Genomic DNA, 17,452 nt, shown 5'->3' on the forward strand with positions numbered 1-17,452 from the left:
CGTTTCGTCCCTTTCACAAGGTATAACCAGTTCAATACGCATTTCGGTAGACTATGTCTAAGCACTAATATTATAAGGAGGCATCATGACCACAGCACAATATCCACGCAGTCCAAAAGAACAAGTCGGCGGGCTTTGCCATCTCGGACGGTTTATCGACAAAGTCCGGATGCGGCATGCCGGACAAATTCAAGATTACAATTATCTCACCGTCGGCTTCGATAAATATTTGTTGGATAAATTGGAAATCAAAGGAGAGGATTTTGAAAAGCGTGTGCTGCAAGGCGGGACGGACGCAGAGATTGCCGACTGGGTGAAATCTAACGGGAAAAGCCTGAGCGATGCGGAAAAAGCCGAATGGAATGACATGGTGCTGACATTCGGCCCGAAAGCTCCAATGGCGCAGAAAGCCTTCGACGAGTATAAAGCCGGTCTGGCGAAAAAACGTGGTGTGTCGGTGGAGTCCCTTTCCCATATCACCACGTGGTTCAGTCTCATCGAACACGACGAAGGCCGGATGTAGCCGGATAACTGCATCGGGTTTTCATGGGGGCATTGGGTGCCCCGTAGGTGTGGAAACCCAAGATCTACAGGGGAATTTTCGGCGGACCGGAAATATCCTCGTAGGAGAGAATATGGCGGTGACCTTTGCCGTCGTCCTGGACGATCAGTTCCAGAGGCAGCCCTTTTGAAAGGGTTGACAGTTTTTCCCATTGCTCGGAATCCCGGGGTTGGACAGCTAAGGTGGCATCCCCGGGGACGAGCTTCCATCCTGAGTCAAACAACGGTCTTTCATCCGATCGTTGTTCCCAATTCAACCAGAGTGTCTGCCGGTCCTTTTCAATATATCGCACCGTGCCCCGGATACCCGTGGGTTGAGAAAAATTGGTGATCCCTTTTATGAAGGTGTCCAGCGGATGAGGTTCAGTTTCGAGCTGTGCCTGAACAATGCCAACCGTCAAGCCCAACCCCAGGCATGCGGCAAAGCTCAGGAGGAGAGTGGAAATCCGAGAGAACCGTCGTGTCGCCATGGGTTACCTCACAGGTGAGAGGAAGGATGACATTCCCGACTGTTTAATTTAATCATAAGCAGGGACGATTCACAAATGCCCGGATTTCGAGTTTGACCTGAACTGGGCTTGGACTGTTTTTGAGGAACAGGGATTCAAAACTTTGGATTAGTGATGGAAGAGGGCATGAATCCCGATGATGCTCGCCTGCAATTCGAAAAATGAATAGTTCAGGAAAGTCTATAATGGCTTTAAGCTTTAGGTCCTCAAAAAAGGTCGTGGTTTCAGTGGGTCAGCCTTTTGAAATGGCAACCTGGGTTGAACTTATTGACCACGACGAACGACGGATGTGGGTTAGGAAAGAGTTCAAAAGATAGTGGGTCGGGAATCCAACTTTGGCGCAGTCATCAAGACCTAAAGTATTTGGGTGTGGTGTTATTGAACGCGGGCGCGTTTTTAGTTTGGAGACATGGGGACATTGATCCTCTTTGCCAGCCAAAAATCCACTTCATACTCCTTGAGGGGGATCTTGTAAAATGAAAGCACTCAGTGTGTGTCTTGGCCTTTTCCCAAAGCATCTAAAAGCTCCTCAGATTCTAAAAATAAAGGCGCGTCTCAAATATTGCCGGTTCAACGCTTCAATAAAGTCAGACGGTTTTGGAAGTTTTTTAGGACACCCTTTGTGATTTGGCGTTCAATGAGGTCCCACGTTGGTTTAATATTTCCCACGGTCCCAAACATCAAAGATGTTGCTTGTGAGGGGACCGGCCACCTAACGGCTAGTCTGAAAATTGAAAAAAAGCCTGACGATTAGGTAGCCACCCATCCATATGCATGGTGGCTGGGGGATGGGCCTTCTTCCATGTAGGCCATTTTGATGTGGCTGAGATAGTCCTTGGGGACGTCCTTCCGTTTGGCTTCGACTTCTACCTTAAACAGTTTAGCCGCATTGAGCCCGAAGACTTTCGCTTTGAGATCCTTGTTCAAGGCAGGGTAGTGGAACTTTTCCTGGAGTTCTTCAGGAATTTGAAACCGCCGGAAGGCTTCGATCTGCCATTGAGGCGTGCCATACCAAATTGAATCCGTTCCCCAGAGAAGATGATCTTCTCCGAATGCCAAAAGAATCTGTCCAAGCAGGTGGGCGCAGACGACGGGTTCGGTGATGACGAGTTGACCAAATGTCGAGCCCATTTCCATATACACATTGTTGAGTTTTTGTTGCTTATGTTTTAAACGGCAAAATTCGCTGGTCCAGGGAATCTCACCTTTTTTGGCTTCTTCAAGATTGATGCGAGGTATGCCTAGAAATCCGGAATGGTAGATCAGAAAATTCAATTTGGAGAAATCTTTTGCGGCCTGGAGGATGTCGCGTGGATGGTTGTAATCGGGCACCGGGCCGAGCGGCAGACCTTTGTGCGCGCAAACGTTGGTGATGTTGAGGGCCTGCGCTTTTTCCAGCATGGGATAGGCGATCTTTTCATCGTTCAGCCACCAGCCGTGCTCGAAGCCTTTCGGCGGCGAGCCGGTATAACATTTCCAGGCATCGACCTTGAATGTCTCCGCCTGCTGATCCATGTAATCAAGGTCGACCTTGCCTAACTGGGGCATGACCAGCCCATGGGCGAGCATGCGTTGGGAAGCGGTGAGGCGGTTAATTTCATCACGGATGTGCGTCATTTCTTTAGGCGGGACGACGGCTTCCCATGGATAGGGCCCAGGCGGAGTACTGATGAGCCCGATTGAAGTGTCGCTGTCCAGAAACACTTCTTTGATGTAGTTTTCCAGGCTCAGGTCTTCGATCGTTCCACGATCGCCGGAGAGCTTGGGATTCAGGCCCATCTCTTTTGCCCGCCGTCGCAGGCTCAGAAGTCCTTCTTTCCAACCCGGCTGGTTGAAGGAGGAGCTGACGTAGTGTGTTTGCACATCGAAGATGAACGGAATGTTCCCTTTGCGTGCCTGAACCGCTTGGGGTTCCGCCGCTTCAACGTCAAGCACATCGAAGAATTTTCCAAACACCTGATTCATGGCCAAAAAAGCCAGTGCCATTCCACCGGTGGTTTTGAGGAAATCACGCCGGTTCATGCCGAGACGGCTGCTCAGCCGTTTGCTGCTTTGGTGGATCAGCCACTCGACCTGGCTTTGTTTGACGGATTGTGAGGGCGGAAGAAATTCTTCGCTGGCGACGACCTGCGTGGGAAGGGGTGAGGCCGAGGTGTATCCTTGCTGAATGCGGAGAGTGGGTCGATGCTTCATATGGTCAATTCTGCCTGTTTTATGGTGCCAAGGGCAAACATCGAAGAGATGAATGGGGGCGGGGGTGCCGAACTATTTCGACCCGAATTCAAACATTTTAATCAACGGTTTTTCCTCCCGTTCGATCATATCATAGTCGGATGAATTCCCTGGCTGGTATCGAGGGAACAGTTCAATGGTTCGTCGGGAGGGGGATGTTTTCGATTCCGCGGATTGTGGGGTTCGCCAGCCAACGGGAGGAGGGGGAGGTGGTAATCGCCAATCCCGTTTCTCTTCTTGTGGAATCCTCCATCGGTTGGATTCGAGGAGGTTTTCCGAGAGAGGAGATCGGTACGAGTCTTCATCCGGGAGCGATAGCTGGGTGCCGGATTGTTCAAGGGCAGCCGCTGCGAGCAGTGCCGGAAGGAGGAGAAGCATGCCCATCAACCCAAAAGAGAAAGAGGGCTGTCCCTCAACAAGAAGCCGTTCTGCGCTCGTCATGGCTTCGTGCCCACCTGCTTTCTCCACTCGACTCCTTCGAACCAGTATTTGTGAGCGGAGTCCAACCAGGTATCGGCGTTATGGCTGATAATCCACGCGTTGAGAAAGTGAATGAAGTCGGGGTCGCCTTTGTTAACCGCAAACCCTGTCTTGGTCTCGAGCAACGGTTTCGATAATGGTTCATCCACAGTTTTGGGATGTTCCAGGGCCACAAATGTCGTAATGGGCTCGTGCTCGACGTAGCCATGTACCTTTCCGCTTGTAAGGGCCTGTATGGCATCCTGACTGGAGGCAAAGGTTCTAATGGTGGCTTTTGGAAATACCCGACGGGCAAGATCTTCCGCCACGGTTCCGGTGACGGCGGTGATGACGACCTCCGGTTGATTCAGGTCCTGGGGGCCACGAAAGCTTTTCGTTAACGGAATATTGGTGACCAGTCCGATCCCGGCAGAATCATAGGGATCGCTGAAGTTGACTTTCAGGGCACGTTGCGGGGTAATGACCATGCCGGCCGTAATAATATCGATCTTCCGATCTAGAAGAGCCGGCACAATATTCTGCCATTCGAAGACATGAAACTCTGCTTGGACTCCGAGGTCTTTGGCTAATTGACGGGCGATATCAATTTCAAAGCCCGTTAATTGGTCATTGCGGTCTCTGAGGGTCCAGGGGGGAAATAACGAGACACCCACCCGTAATCTCTTACTTTCAATCACATGTTGCAGGGTGCCGGGTTGGCTGTCGGGCGACGTACTTGATGGGGATTTTGCGGGGAGCTCAGCCCGGGCTGCTGCCAGAGCGACCAGAGACCAGTAGAGGACTGCTGCGAAACAATTCAGTAGGGTGCCAAAAGACCGTTGGTGTGTGTGCATTATGACCGCCATGGTTGTGATTCGCGTTTATGAAAGAAGTCACTGTACCATAGGGCTTCCATCCCTGAAAGTAGGCCAATTGCAGTCGAATGGGAACCAAAGCACAGAAAGAGTCATGGTGGCGGGAGGGGCATATGAAATGTAGAAGTTCGATGAGTTGGATTTTTTTGCTGGTGATAATTTTTTGCGTCAGTGTCGTATCGGCCGAGCCTGTGTTGCAACCGTGGACCAAAAATCCCTGGTATTGGAGTGATCACGGAGAACCGGTGTTGCTGTTAGGGGGAAGTGATGACGACAGTCTATTTCAATGGCCGGAAAAAGATCTTCTTGCTCAGCTTGATCGGCTGGAGGCCGCTGGTGGCAATGTCATCCGGAATACAATGAGCAGTCGACAGGATCGGGGTTTTGAAGTCTTCCCGTTTAAACAGATGCACGATGGCCGGTATGATTTAGAGCAGTGGAATGACGAGTACTGGGCACGCTTCGACCGGATGCTGAAAGAATCGGCCAACCGCGGCATCATCGTGCAAATCGAGATTTGGGACCCTTTTGACTACATGGGCGACACCTGGCACATTCAGCCGTACAACTCGCGGAATAATATCAATTACACAGCCGAAGAATCCGGATTGGCGGACCGTTATTCCGAAACGCCTCATCAAAACAAACAACCGTTTTTCTTTACGACGCCAAGGCAGCGAAACAATCGTGTGGTTTTGCGGTACCAACAACGATTTGTCGATAAAATGTTGGAATATACCCTGCCATATGGTCATGTTCTTTATTGCATGGACAACGAAACAAATGGCGAGGAAGAATGGAGCCGTTACTGGGCGACCTACCTCAAACATCGCGCGGACAAGGAAAACAAAAGGATCTTTGTCACCGAGATGTGGGAGAATAAGGATATTACGGCCGAGATCCATAGGCGAACGTTCGATTATCCGGAGATATACGATTTCGTCGACGTCTCGCAGAACAATCACCAGAGCGGACAAAAGCATTGGGACCAATTTCTCCGTACGCGGCATTACCTGGCCAAACATCCGAGACCTATCAATACGACCAAGACCTATGGTGCCACCGGTAACCGATTCGGCAACGACCAGGACGGGATCGAACGCTTCTGGCGGAATCTGTTGGCCGGTGCCGCATCCATTCGTTTCCATCGTCCCACGGCAGGATTGGGACTCAATGACAAGGCGGTGGCCAGTATTCGTGGGGCGAGAAAGTTGGAGTCGCAGATACCATTGTGGACCGTGGAGCCCGCAAACGATCTGCTCATAGACCACCAGCCGAATCACGCGTATCTGGCTGCCGACAAGGGCCAGGCCTTCGTCCTCTACCTGCCCGTTGTGGGTGAAGTGCAAATCGATGTGTCCAGCACAACAGAGCCGCTGGTGGTCCGTTGGATCGAAATTGCCACAGGTGCATGGGGACCCGAACAACATATTCAAGGCGGCGGAACGGCTTATCTGACGTCTCCTGACTCCGGCAATTGGGCGGCGGCAATTACTCCGGAACGTTCCGGGAGAATTAACTGAGTAAGGTGATGGAGCAACGTTGTCCCGAGCGGTGTTCTATACCATGCGGCACACTTAAAGGACGTGGTTGTACTTAGTCAGAAGAAGAGGGCATACATGAAGCGGGCCTTAGCAATATTGGGTACAGGCTCCGATGTCGGAAAAAGTCTGGTCACGGCCGGCTTGTGCCGATTATTGCATCGGGCTGGAGTCAGCGTGGCGCCGTTTAAAGCACAAAATATGTCCCTGAATTCCTTTGTCACGACGAATGGAGGAGAGATGGGACGGGCTCAAGTGCTTCAGGCTCAGGCTTGTGGGTTGGCTCCGCATGTGGACATGAATCCGATTTTGCTGAAGCCGGAAGCCGACGCGAAATCTCAAGTGATTGTTCAAGGGCAAGTGTGGCGGAGTGAGAATGCCCGGGACTTTTTCGAGCGGAAATCCAATTTATTTGAATTTGTGAAGGGGAGTTATGACCGGCTGTCCAAGCAGTATGACGTGATGGTGATTGAAGGGGCGGGGAGTGCCGCAGAAATGAATCTGCGGGATCGCGATATTGTGAACTGGCCGATGGTCGAGATGGCCGATGCGGCAGTGGTGTTGGTGGCGGATATCGATCGGGGGGGCGTGTTTGCGCAGGTCATCGGGACAATGGATTTATTAGCGTCGGAAGAACGGCAGCGGGTGATCGGGGTTGTCATTAATAAATTTCGAGGGGATCTGACGTTGTTCGAAGATGGTGTCATCATCATAGAAGAACGTACGGGCGTCCCGGTGTTAGGCGTATTGCCGTATCTGCGCAATCTGGAATTGGATCAAGAGGACAGCGTGGATATTGATCGATTGCGAAAGACGCCTTTCGAAGCAGATACCGTCAATATCGCAGTGGTGTTGCTGCCTCATATGAGTAACTTTACGGATTTCAATCAGGTGGCTGCGGAACCGGATGTGGCACTTCGCTTCGTGGCGTCACCCCAAGAGCTTCATGGAGCGGATGCTGTTATTCTGCCGGGAAGCAAAACGACGATTGCCGATTTGGTATATCTCCGCAAGGTTGGATTCGAAGAGGCGCTTATGGCGCATGTCCAACGTGGAAACGAGATGATGGGTGTCTGTGGTGGATTTCAGATGCTAGGCAAGGAGATCACGGATCCACAGCATGTGGAAACCGGCGGTTCGACGAAAGGATTAGGGTTGCTGGAGGTCGAGACTAAATTGCTCGCTCACAAAACAACCGTGCAAGTCCGTGCCCGCTCCTTACCGGAGTCCTGGGGGCATGAATATGTGATTGAGGGGTATGAAATTCATATGGGTGACACGAGGACTGTGAATCCCATTTCATCCTGCTTCCGGATTCTTACGGGTCAGGTGCCACATTCTGGTGATGAGCCAGAATCAAGGGTCGATGGAGCGATGAGTCTGGACGGGCGCGTCTGGGGGACCTACATTCATGGGGTCTTTGACCAACCGGAATTTCGTCGTCAATGGTTGAATCGGGTGCGGGTTCGCAAGGGTCTCGCGCCCCTTGGCGTAGAAATTTCAGAGAAGGTTTCACAGCGAATGTCACAGGCATTGAATCGTTGGGCTGACCATCTAGAGGCTCATCTTGATGTGAATGTCATTTTTTCGGCATTGGGGTTAGACAATTCTTCTCCAGACCGGCCCCGTACATCGAAATGAAGAGGTGTGGAAATTTGTTAAAAGCCTGTCCTACTCAGATTATACCCGGCTATGGGGTATAAAACAGACCGATGAAGTCCGATCAAAAATTTTTATGGAAACTTGATGAGCCGGGGCCGGGCAACCATAAATCGGCTTGGCCCAGAAGGCCTGGGAGTTGGTGGGCATTGACGAAAGAGGTGTGGGCCGCCTCATGGGATGACGATGTGTTCGGACGGGCGGCACAACTGGGATTTTATTTTTTGTTAGCGCTATTTCCCGCCATGCTGGGAGTGACGGCGCTCATTGGCATGTTACCCAGACAGGTGGTTGTGCCCAATGTCATGCCATACGCCCGGGAAGTGCTTCCCGCAGAATCCTTGGTTCTCGTTGAACGCTACGTCGAACAGATGATTCAGGGCAGTGGGGGGGGACTTTTTTCCCTGAGTCTTCTCGGTTCACTGTGGGCGGCTTCCTGGGGAATGATGGCGATTATTAATACCTTAAATGCGGTTTATGGGGTAAAAGAAACCCGACCGATTTGGAAAGCCGGGATGACTGCCGTCCTGCTGACGCTAGGAGCTGCGGTGTTTTTTATCACCTCGTTAATCTTGATCCTGGCCGGTGAAGAGGTAAGTCAATGGGTAACGGCAGTGACGGGCTTGGAGTGGTGGTCAACGCTAGGCTGGCCCCTGTTGCAGTGGCCGATCATTGTGTTGCTTATGCTGATGGCTATTAACCTGGTCTATTATTGGGCGCCGAACAGCGATCATGAATGGCAGTGGATAAAGCCGGGCTCCATGCTTGCGGTTTTTCTCTGGATTATCCTCTCCCTGGGGCTGAAATTTTATGTGGAGAATTTCATTAATTACAACGCGGTCTATGGACCCATTACCGGAGTGATTATCCTCATGATGTGGCTGTATGTCTGTGGTTTGACTCTTTTGATAGGAGGAGAGCTTAACTTCATCCTCCAACGTCCTGACACCATGGATGAATCTGTTTCGTCAGAAACCTGACCTGTGAATCTGTGCGTCTTTGTATCCACCACCGCTTGATCCATAATGCGCAGGGCGAGGCGTCATCACTGGTGAGCTGAAAGGGAATCACCTTTTCAGGAGCCGGTTGAGTTCGGGAGCTTCCTATAGGTCTGGGTGGATTGCAAATGCCGGTTTGGGGATTGTTCAAAAAGGCAACCCTATGCAGGTCGACAATTCCTGCAATGCGATTTCTTGACAAAGCGGCTCCGTCCCTCCTACATTCTCCCAAAACATATGCGGAATGAATGATGGGAAGCGGGTGCAATTCCCGCGCGGTCCCGCCGCTGTAACTGAGGACGAACCCCGCGAAAGCCACTGTCCGAATCTGGTCGTGATATTCGGATGGGAAGGCGCGGATAGTAGGTTACTCACTCAGGAGCCAGAATACCTCATTCGTTCCAAGACCAATGTTCCCTCGTGGGCTGGGGAAGTGGTGAGGATGAAGAATCGGGTGCAATCCTCAAGGTTGTGTAAGCCTTGGGGATTTTTTATTTTGAGCCAATGTGTTCGCCATTTGGTCTTCGGAATCGTGGCCTGGTGGGCCATCTTTCACTGCGCGTGTTCGGGTGATGTGGTGTTGGCCTTTGAGGGAGAGATGATGAAACGGCGCCAACAGGGTATTTTAACGGGTATGCCCTTCATGGCCAACGTGGCTCCACGCACGTTTGTCGATGATCTTGGCCGAAAGCTCTATCTGGCCAACACTCCTCAGCGTATTGTCTCCCTTGCCCCAAGTGTCACGGAAATTCTGTTTGCTATCGGGTTGAATGAGGAAATTGTGGGGGTGACCGAATTCTGCGATTTCCCTCCCGAGGCCTTGACCAAGCCGAAGGTGGGTTATGCCACTCCCAATCTTGAGAGTATTGTGGGTCTGCAACCACAGCTGGTCTTGGCGCCTCGATCGTTTCTGCGTGTGGATCTTCTCAATAAATTGGAACAATTGAAGATTCCCACCTTTATTTTCGATCCGCATACGGTTGAAGACATTTTCGCCCACATTCAGTTGTTGGGGCGCATGGTAGGCCATTCTGAAGAAGCGAATGCCCAGGCGGCCCTCATGCGGAAGGAATTAAGCCATTTATCAATTCTATTGGCGGACCTGCCTCGTCCCTCATTGTTGTATGTCTTGAATTCCGAACCCTTGATCACCGTGGGTCCCGGTAGTTTTATTCACCGTCTCATTGAACTGGCGGGTGGCAGAAATGCCGCGGATCAGACGAGCGCACCGTATCCACGTCTGACAATGGAAGAAGTCCTGCGACAAAATCCGGATATCCTCCTCTTTCCGTCCGGTCGGCAGGAAGGGATCCCCCAGTCGGAACAGGATTCCTGGCGACGGTGGACCACGCTTTCCGCAGTCCAACACGGCAAGCTGTTTCAAGTGGACAGCGACCTCCTGAATCGTCCCGGCCCACGGATTATTGAAGGGCTGAAGGAATTAGTGAAGATCCTGCACCCGGAGGTCAATCAGGGTGAAATGTCGAATTGAAGCCTCCCACCTGGATCATCATGATTCGGCAACGGAGCACATCATCTTATTCCCGCTCCTGAATCGATTGCGCAGTCGTGTTTAGCGATTCCAAGAAGAAAACCCTGGTGGTGAAACCCATGGCAAAAGTTCCGCCATTCACCATTTCCCCACCTTCAAAGGTGTCGAGTGAGTGGGATCATAGATCTCCGCCCTTGCCATTTGCGATATCATCATTACCCACGCTGACGATCCGTGGCTGGCTCGTGTCTGTGGGTATCTCGTGTGTAATGGCTGTCGTGGCACTTCTCGTCTGTCTGGGTTTTGGGACCGAGCCGATTCCCTTCTCACGGATCTGGTCCATTCTGGTTGGATCACTGCCGGGGACCGGGTCCACTCGTGCCGGGACAGACCCGACAACGGTCATTCTGCTTCAGGTTCGTTTGCCCCGGCTGCTATTGGCATTTTTCGTTGGGGGCAGTCTGGCGATGGTTGGCGTCGCACTCCAGGCCTTGTTGCGAAATCCCCTGGCCGATCCGTTTATCATTGGGATCTCCAGCGGGGCGGCGTTAGGGGCTGCGATTGCGCTGTTGTTTGGGGTGGGGATTTCTGTCTTGAGTGTGTCGGCTTTGCCGGTATGTGCCTTTGCCGGGGCGTTACTGTCTTTGGTGATCATGTATCGGATTTCATCCGTGGGATTTGGTTTTTCGATCTATACCCTGTTGTTGGCCGGGGTGGTGCTGAATGCGATTTTTTCCGCGTTCATCATGTTTCTGACCAGTGTGGCTGATCCCAATCGGGCGTTCGGGATGTATGCCTGGTTGATGGGATCGTTAACCGGGCCTGACTATTCCACACTTGGTGTCCTGGGATTGTATCTTGGAGTGGGTTTGGTGATTTTGGCGACGCAAGCGCAATCCTTGAATCTTCTGACTCTTGGGGAGGAAACGGCCCGATCGTTAGGTGTGGAAGTTGAGCGAGTCAAAAAACTGGTGTTTGTTGCTGCGGCGCTTCTGACCGGGGCGGTAGTGAGTTTTAGCGGGATTATTGGGTTTGTGGGGCTGATCGTGCCGCATGCCGTCCGCCTGGTTTTAAGTGCCGATCATCGCCTTTTACTCCCGGCTGCGGGATTTGTAGGAGGCATGTTTCTGATGTTGGCCGATACGGTGGCGCGGACAGCCTTGAGTCCAAGTGAATTTCCTGTCGGTGTGGTGACGGCACTGGTGGGGGGACCGGTGTTTTTATACCTACTCACGACTCGTAGCCTGCGGGTGGGGATGTAATGATGGACTCCGGAAATTTACTCCCTGGACCGGCGTATGTTCTTCGAGACGTGACCTTTGGCTATGACACCCGTTTCCGCGATCACTCGGAGTCGGTACTGAATGCCGTCACATGCTCGATTGATTCCGGAAAAATCCTTGGCATTCTTGGCCCCAATGGTTCCGGAAAAAGTACGTTACTGAAGCTCCTAGCGCGAGTGTTACGTCCCCGGTCCGGTACCGTTGAGTTGTTCGGGAATCCCCTCTCACGTCTGTCCCAAGTTGAGGTGGCCAAACAGGTCGCGTTGGTTCCGCAAGAGACCATGCAGATTTTCCCCTTTACCCTTGCAGAAATGGTTCTGATGGGACGATTTCCTCATCATCGGGGTTGGGGTGGATGGCATTGGGAGGATTCCGACGACCGGCGAATTGCACATCAGGCTATGGAAGATCTGGATGTCCTCCATCTGGGTTCGCGGCTTGTTACGGATGTGTCCGGAGGGGAACGTCAGCGTGCGGTGATTGCTCGTGCCCTTACGCAGATTCCTCAGGTATTACTGTTGGATGAACCCACCGCCTTTTTGGATTTGCATCATCAGTTGGATATTGCGCGAATTCTCCGGCGACTGAACAGGGAGCGTGGCCTGACGGTGATTCTGGTGTCTCATGATTTAAATCTGGCCAGTCAATACTGTGATCGACTGATGTTGTTACACCATGGACAGATTGCGGAAGTTGGATCGCCCCTAGAAGTCCTGCGCCCTGACCTGTTGGAATCGGTGTACGGGTGTCAGGTTCTGGTAGATGGTCATCCTCAATCAGGATTGCCCCGAGTATCGTTGCCGGTGTGAGCGAGTGTATCAATGCCGTGCCTTGTGTGTGGGTGTCAGGATTAACCATTTAATAAAGGAGTAGGGTTATTTAGAAGAACATCGACGGTTGTGACGGGGAAGCTGGTGTAAATCCAGCACGGTGCCGCCACTGTAAGCGGGGAGTAATTCTGCAAGAGTCCATTGTGGACATGGTGTCCATGAGAAGGCGCAGAAACGCGATAATCCGCAAGTCAGGATACCCGACAATCAGTCTCTTCCATAAGACCCCTTCGTGCGAAAGGGAGGTGGAGTATGTTTTCAGGATTTCTGTGTTCATGTTTTTTCGTCGGATGTTTTCGGAGTGTGGGCTTACTTATCATAACTCTATTCTTTCCAATCATGGTTTCGGCAGCGGATTCTCAACATTCTGAGCCTGTCACGGAATTAGACCCCATGGTGGTGACGGCTACTAAGACGCCAGTTCCTCTTAGCCAAGTCACGAGTGCAGTTGAGGTCATAACAGAAGAGAGCATGCAGCGCCGACACAGTCGAACGCTGGTGGATGCGCTCAATTTAAGCCAAGGTCTGGCGACGTTTTCCTCCGGTGGTCCAGGCACGAATAATACCGTGAGGATTCGTGGAGGGAGTTCCGCTCAAACGTTGGTGCTGATTGATGGGGCCATTGTGAACAGTGCGACACTGGGCGAATTTAATTTCGGTACCGTGACCACGGATAATATCGAATCCGTGACCGTCTTACGCGGGGCGCAGAGCATGCTGTGGGGTTCTGATGCTGCCGGTGGGGTAGTCGATATCCGAACCAAGCGGGGTTCCGGTGATCCGGTCGCCAGAATCTTCTCAGAATATGGATCGTTTAATTCTATTCGGGAAGGAGGGAGTTTTGCCGGACAAGTGGGTCCGGTAGATTTTTCCGCCACGTTGACGCGGTGGGATATGAGCAAATTTTCAGCGGTGAATTATCGGCGGGGAGCGGTTGAACGCGATGCCTTTCGCAATTGGCAGGCGTCTTCTTTGCTTGGCGTGAAGGGGCCGTGGGACGGGCGGTTGGAATTGGCGTTCCGCTGGATCAATAACGACATCGACCTCGATAATTCCAGCACCTTTGGCGGACCCTTCGATGTGTTTAAAGCGCAGTCTTCTGGTGAACAATTTATTTATAGCGGGAGTTATCATCAACCGATCACCGACTGGTGGGACCAGAAGATGACCCTCGCGCATGCCCAGGAAACGTTAATCACTCAGGCGGGGGATAATCAACGCAGCATAACCACGGGGTTGGAAAGTACACCTGCCGCGTTTGGCAATTCAGATATACGAACCAAAAGCAATCGAATTGAATGGCAGAGTAATTTTCAAATTGGAAAGCCTCTTCTTTTGACCGTTGGCTATCAATATCGAGAACAACGGGGAGAAAACAAAGGCACGTTTTCTGAAAAAACCCTCTCAAGCCATGCCGGATTTGCGCAACTCCAATTAAATCTGTTTGACCGGTTTTTTGCCACCGGGGGCTTTCGGCAGGATTCCTATAATACCTTTGGCGATGCGACGACCTATCGTGTGACGGGGGCGTATCGTATTAAGGAAACGGGCACGAAATTCCGGACCAGTTATGCCACCGGGTTTCGAGCCCCTTCGATTAATGAATTATTTTTTCCGAATTTCGGAAACCCGGATCTCAAGCCGGAAAAAAGTCAAAGCTTCGATGTCGGGATCGATCAACATTTTTGGGACAAGCGAGTGACGATAAGTGGGGGATATTTCTGGAACCGCTATCGGCAACTGATTGTCACGGCATTCGACCCCGTGGGTTGTACGCCATTCACGCCTTTTGGGTTTTGTGCGCAAAATGTGGGATCTGCGAAAAGTCAGGGGTGGGAGGGGAGCGCGAAACTTGTCCTGGCTGAAGGGCTTCCCTATATGCAGTTGCTGGATCTTCAGGGACAATACACCTATACGATCACGAGAGACCTGGAGACGGGGGCCCGGCTGCCTCGCTGGCCGGTTCATCAAGGCAGCGTCGTGTTAACATATCAACCCATCACTCCCTTGAGTATGACCACAACCTTCCGCTATGTGGGTTCCCGTTTTAACACGACTGGCGACCAACAGCCACTCCCGGATTTTTATGTCATCAACTTCTCCGTGTCGTATGACATTACGCCTTCCCTGCAAGGATACGTGCGCGTGGATAATATTCTAAACCGGCATTATGAAGAAGTGCTGTACTTCGGTACTCCGGTGCGGTCGGTGTTCGGTGGTGTTCGAGTGACGTTTGATTTGCCGGGTTCAAAGCCTTCCAGTGCGAGCGGAAACTCATGAACTTTCCCAGGCTCGTCATTGCGGGCACACAGAGTGGCGTCGGGAAAACGACGGTGACGTTGGCGTTGTTGTCGGCCTTTCGGGCTCTGGGTCGCAGAGTTCAACCGTTTAAAGTCGGGCCGGATTTTCTGGATCCAGGGCATCATCAGTTGGCCAGTGGCCGGGAATCCCGGAATCTCGACGGGTGGATGCTCGGGGCAGTATTGAACCGGACAATTTTTCAAGAGGCGGCTCACGGAGCCGACCTCTCGATCATTGAAGGCATGATGGGTCTCTTTGATGGGAGTTCTCCGGTCAAGGAAACAGGGAGCACGGCTGAATTGGCTCACCAACTGAACGCGCCGGTTCTCCTCGTCGTGGATGGGAGTGCCATGGCCCGCTCGGCAGCCGCAATGGTCTATGGCTATGCAAAATTCGATTCTTCCTTGCAGGTCGCCGGTGTGATTTTTAACCGCCTTAACAGTGAAGGCCATTTCCTGTTATTAAAGGAGGCCGTAGAAAAAGAAACCCGTATTCCAGTTGTGGGTTATCTCCGCACTGATTCGGACGTGACCATTCCTGATCGGCATTTGGGATTACGGACGGCTTTGGAAGGTTCCAGGACTGCATTGTATTCCAAACTCGGTGAATTGGCTTCCGCAACTATCGATTTGGTTCGCGTTGAACAGTTAGCTCAGGCCAGTCCGGAAATGCCCGTCACGAATTCCGGGATGCCGGCTCAGGGCTCCAGGCCGGTGAATCGATCTGTAAGAGTCGGAGTGGCTTTTGATCCGGCTTTTTGCTTTTACTATCCGGAGAATCTCCAACTCCTTGAAGAGGCGGGTGCGGAGTTGGTCCGGTTTTCTCCCATGTGTGATCCGTCACTTCCCGATGTGGATCTGGTGTATCTGGGAGGAGGCTATCCTGAGATCTACGCGGACGTGTTACAACGGAACATGTCCATGCGTCAGTCTATTCAGGCATTTTCAGCAAGGGGCGGAGTGGTCTATGCAGAATGTGGCGGGTTGATGTATTTGGCAAATACCCTCAGAGATTTTGATGGAACGGTGTACGACATGGTCGGAGTGATCCCGGCTGAAACGGTCATGAGCCGGACACAGATGACATTGGGGTACCGTGAGTTGACCGTGACTTGCGGAGGACTACTTGGGGACCAGGGAGTGCGGATTCGTGGGCATGAATTTCACTATTCGATCTTTCACCCTGAGGGAGATCTGGAATATCTCGGCCATCTTACCGATGCGCAGGGACGGGACCGGGGAGAGGATGGCATTACGGTCGGGAATGTCATCGCCCTGTATACGCATTTACATTTTTCCAGTCACCCTCATGTACCTGTGGCTTTGGTCGAATCGGCAAGGGGTGCAACTGCGATGAGAGGGAATAGACTATGAGCGGTCAAGGGCATCAGGCCCGCATGGAACGGTTAAAAGCCTCTGTGGATCGACGGATTGCTGCGGCACAGGAAGAAAAGGGACTCTTGATGGTCCATACGGGTGCAGGCAAAGGAAAAACCACCGCGGCATTGGGTATGGCCATCCGATGTCTCGGACATGGCATGAACGTGGCGATGGTGCAATTTATTAAAGGGGCCATAGATACTGCGGAAGAACGAATACTGAAGAGCTTTGGTCAGCAGGTGGTATTTCTTCGAATGGGTGAAGGGTATACCTGGGAAACCCAGGATCGGGAACGGGATGCACAGGTGGCTCAAATGGCTTGGGCAGAAGTCGAAAAGCTTCTTCAAGACCCATCCTTTGGCATGGTCATTCTGGATGAACTGAATATTGCCATCCATCATGAATATGTCTCGCTTGAACAAGTGCTGAAGGCCGTAGCTCAGCGTCCTCCCACACTTCATGTGGTCATTACCGGACGGGGTGCGAAACCGGAGCTGATCGAAGCCGCCGACCTGGTTTCGGAAATGAAGATGATTAAGCATCCCTTTCGCAATGGCATCAAGGCTCAAAAAGGAGTCGAATTTTGAAACAGAGTATCTCTCAAAACGGGACAGGCTTTTCCGCTGAAGAGCGGGAGGCCGTTTATCGTGCGATTTTTGAACGACGAGATGTTCGCAGGGATTTCCTCTCTGATTCGATTCCCGACACTATTCTTCAACGGCTGTTATTGGCCTCTCATCATGCCGGTTCCGTGGGGTTTATGCAGCCATGGGATTTTCTGGTCATTCGTCACCCCGAGACCAAACAAGCCGTGAAAGACCTGTTCCTTCAGGCGAATAAAGAGGCGGCTCGTCGGTATGAAGGACCGAAAGCCGATTTGTACCGTGGGCTCAAGCTGGAGGGCATTCAGGAAGCTCCCGTTAATATCTGTGTGACCTGTTCCCGTGACCGAGGTGGCCCATCCGTGTTAGGTCGTGCCACGGCTCCCGAAACCGATTTGTATAGTACATGCTGTGCCATTCAAAACCTCTGGCTTGCGGCACGCGCCGAAGGTATTGGGGTCGGTTGGGTGTCCATTCTGGATTATGATCTTTTAAAAAAAGTCTTAGGCATTCCTCCAGCTGTTTGGGTCGTTGCCTATTTGTGTGTTGGATATGTGAAGAGCTTTGCTCATCAACCGGATCTTGAAAAAGCAGGATGGCGGAAACGAATGTCACTTGAGGAACTCGTGCATTATGAGAGGTGGGGAAAGCGCGGTGGTGATGAGTCCGCTCTTTCTGGTCCTGACCTCAAGGCCAGATAAGACGGTGGTCGTATGCTTGGAGTCCGGGAG

The 17,452-nt window shown here is 52.0% G+C and carries 15 protein-coding genes and 2 riboswitches; of the genes, 11 read left to right on the forward strand and 4 right to left on the reverse strand.

Annotation, left to right across the window (positions count from 1 at the left end; translation table 11 throughout):
- Positions 1-85 precede the first annotated feature (85 nt).
- Positions 86-523: a DUF5069 domain-containing protein gene (locus PQG83_RS02905; RefSeq protein WP_312746616.1), complete on the forward strand. Its 438-nt coding sequence runs from the start codon at positions 86-88 to the stop codon at positions 521-523.
- A 64-nt stretch (positions 524-587) separates the two neighbouring features.
- Here the strand turns inward: PQG83_RS02905 and PQG83_RS02910 are convergent, their stop codons facing one another.
- The 4 genes from PQG83_RS02910 to PQG83_RS02925 form a co-directional block, all read right to left on the reverse strand.
- Entirely contained in the window at positions 588-1,031 is a 444-nt protein-coding gene (locus PQG83_RS02910) for a hypothetical protein (protein ID WP_312746617.1), read from the reverse strand.
- A gap of 789 nt (positions 1,032-1,820) precedes the next feature.
- Positions 1,821-3,263, reverse strand: coding sequence for an amidohydrolase family protein (locus tag PQG83_RS02915; RefSeq protein WP_312746619.1), 1,443 nt, complete (start codon positions 3,261-3,263; stop codon positions 1,821-1,823).
- Positions 3,264-3,335: 72 nt separating this feature from the next.
- On the reverse strand, positions 3,336-3,770 hold the full coding sequence (locus PQG83_RS02920) for a hypothetical protein (protein ID WP_312746622.1): 435 nt from the start codon (positions 3,768-3,770) through the stop codon (positions 3,336-3,338).
- Positions 3,740-4,615, reverse strand: a complete 876-nt coding sequence (locus tag PQG83_RS02925) for a transporter substrate-binding domain-containing protein (protein WP_312746624.1) — start codon at positions 4,613-4,615, stop codon at positions 3,740-3,742. The genes PQG83_RS02920 and PQG83_RS02925 overlap by 31 nt, the downstream gene beginning before the upstream one ends.
- A gap of 152 nt (positions 4,616-4,767) precedes the next feature.
- On the opposite strand from PQG83_RS02925, the gene PQG83_RS02930 reads away from it, so the two are divergent.
- The 10 genes from PQG83_RS02930 (at position 4,768) to bluB (ending at position 17,422) form a co-directional block, all read left to right on the forward strand.
- Positions 4,768-6,159 carry a hypothetical protein gene (locus tag PQG83_RS02930; protein WP_312746626.1) on the forward strand — a complete coding sequence of 464 codons (1,392 nt, stop codon included), beginning with the start codon at positions 4,768-4,770 and terminating at the stop codon, positions 6,157-6,159.
- A gap of 96 nt (positions 6,160-6,255) precedes the next feature.
- On the forward strand, positions 6,256-7,818 hold the full coding sequence (locus tag PQG83_RS02935) for a cobyric acid synthase (RefSeq protein ID WP_312746628.1): 1,563 nt from the start codon (positions 6,256-6,258) through the stop codon (positions 7,816-7,818).
- A 71-nt stretch (positions 7,819-7,889) separates the two neighbouring features.
- Positions 7,890-8,816, forward strand: coding sequence for a YihY/virulence factor BrkB family protein (locus PQG83_RS02940; protein ID WP_312746630.1), 927 nt, complete (start codon positions 7,890-7,892; stop codon positions 8,814-8,816).
- A 271-nt stretch (positions 8,817-9,087) separates the two neighbouring features.
- Positions 9,088-9,226: riboswitch (cobalamin riboswitch) on the forward strand.
- Between the two features lie 50 nt (positions 9,227-9,276).
- Complete coding sequence (locus PQG83_RS02945; RefSeq protein WP_312746631.1) at positions 9,277-10,326, forward strand: ABC transporter substrate-binding protein; 1,050 nt, start codon at positions 9,277-9,279, stop codon at positions 10,324-10,326.
- Positions 10,327-10,445: 119 nt separating this feature from the next.
- Positions 10,446-11,588 carry a FecCD family ABC transporter permease gene (locus tag PQG83_RS02950; RefSeq protein ID WP_312746633.1) on the forward strand — a complete coding sequence of 381 codons (1,143 nt, stop codon included), beginning with the start codon at positions 10,446-10,448 and terminating at the stop codon, positions 11,586-11,588.
- Positions 11,588-12,418 carry an ABC transporter ATP-binding protein gene (locus PQG83_RS02955; RefSeq protein ID WP_312746634.1) on the forward strand — a complete coding sequence of 277 codons (831 nt, stop codon included), beginning with the start codon at positions 11,588-11,590 and terminating at the stop codon, positions 12,416-12,418. Before PQG83_RS02950 ends, PQG83_RS02955 begins: the two co-directional genes overlap by 1 nt.
- A 50-nt stretch (positions 12,419-12,468) precedes the next feature.
- Positions 12,469-12,661: riboswitch (cobalamin riboswitch) on the forward strand.
- Between the two features lie 30 nt (positions 12,662-12,691).
- Entirely contained in the window at positions 12,692-14,719 is a 2,028-nt protein-coding gene (locus tag PQG83_RS02960) for a TonB-dependent receptor plug domain-containing protein (protein WP_312746637.1), read from the forward strand.
- On the forward strand, positions 14,716-16,113 hold the full coding sequence (locus PQG83_RS02965) for a cobyrinic acid a,c-diamide synthase CobB (protein ID WP_312746638.1): 1,398 nt from the start codon (positions 14,716-14,718) through the stop codon (positions 16,111-16,113). Before PQG83_RS02960 ends, PQG83_RS02965 begins: the two co-directional genes overlap by 4 nt.
- Positions 16,110-16,706 carry a cob(I)yrinic acid a,c-diamide adenosyltransferase gene (cobO, locus tag PQG83_RS02970; protein ID WP_312746640.1) on the forward strand — a complete coding sequence of 199 codons (597 nt, stop codon included), beginning with the start codon at positions 16,110-16,112 and terminating at the stop codon, positions 16,704-16,706. The genes PQG83_RS02965 and cobO overlap by 4 nt, the downstream gene beginning before the upstream one ends.
- Positions 16,703-17,422 carry a 5,6-dimethylbenzimidazole synthase gene (gene bluB, locus PQG83_RS02975; protein WP_312746642.1) on the forward strand — a complete coding sequence of 240 codons (720 nt, stop codon included), beginning with the start codon at positions 16,703-16,705 and terminating at the stop codon, positions 17,420-17,422. The genes cobO and bluB overlap by 4 nt, the downstream gene beginning before the upstream one ends.
- The last annotated feature ends 30 nt before the right edge of the window (positions 17,423-17,452 follow it).

This window comes from Candidatus Nitrospira neomarina, assembly GCF_032051675.1.
GTDB classification, from domain to species: domain Bacteria; phylum Nitrospirota; class Nitrospiria; order Nitrospirales; family UBA8639; genus Nitrospira_E; species Nitrospira_E neomarina.

Coding starts and splice junctions, on each gene's coding strand:
- PQG83_RS02910 (WP_312746617.1), bottom strand. CDS start 1,031: ATGGCGACACGACGGTTCTCTCGGATTTCCACTCTCCTCCTGAGCTTT.
- PQG83_RS02965 (WP_312746638.1), top strand. CDS start 14,716: ATGAACTTTCCCAGGCTCGTCATTGCGGGCACACAGAGTGGCGTCGGG.
- PQG83_RS02945 (WP_312746631.1), top strand. CDS start 9,277: ATGAAGAATCGGGTGCAATCCTCAAGGTTGTGTAAGCCTTGGGGATTT.
- PQG83_RS02950 (WP_312746633.1), top strand. CDS start 10,446: ATGGCAAAAGTTCCGCCATTCACCATTTCCCCACCTTCAAAGGTGTCG.
- PQG83_RS02955 (WP_312746634.1), top strand. CDS start 11,588: ATGATGGACTCCGGAAATTTACTCCCTGGACCGGCGTATGTTCTTCGA.
- PQG83_RS02925 (WP_312746624.1), bottom strand. CDS start 4,615: ATGCACACACACCAACGGTCTTTTGGCACCCTACTGAATTGTTTCGCA.
- PQG83_RS02940 (WP_312746630.1), top strand. CDS start 7,890: ATGAAGTCCGATCAAAAATTTTTATGGAAACTTGATGAGCCGGGGCCG.
- cobO (WP_312746640.1), top strand. CDS start 16,110: ATGAGCGGTCAAGGGCATCAGGCCCGCATGGAACGGTTAAAAGCCTCT.
- PQG83_RS02960 (WP_312746637.1), top strand. CDS start 12,692: ATGTTTTCAGGATTTCTGTGTTCATGTTTTTTCGTCGGATGTTTTCGG.
- PQG83_RS02935 (WP_312746628.1), top strand. CDS start 6,256: ATGAAGCGGGCCTTAGCAATATTGGGTACAGGCTCCGATGTCGGAAAA.
- PQG83_RS02905 (WP_312746616.1), top strand. CDS start 86: ATGACCACAGCACAATATCCACGCAGTCCAAAAGAACAAGTCGGCGGG.
- PQG83_RS02930 (WP_312746626.1), top strand. CDS start 4,768: ATGAGTTGGATTTTTTTGCTGGTGATAATTTTTTGCGTCAGTGTCGTA.
- PQG83_RS02915 (WP_312746619.1), bottom strand. CDS start 3,263: ATGAAGCATCGACCCACTCTCCGCATTCAGCAAGGATACACCTCGGCC.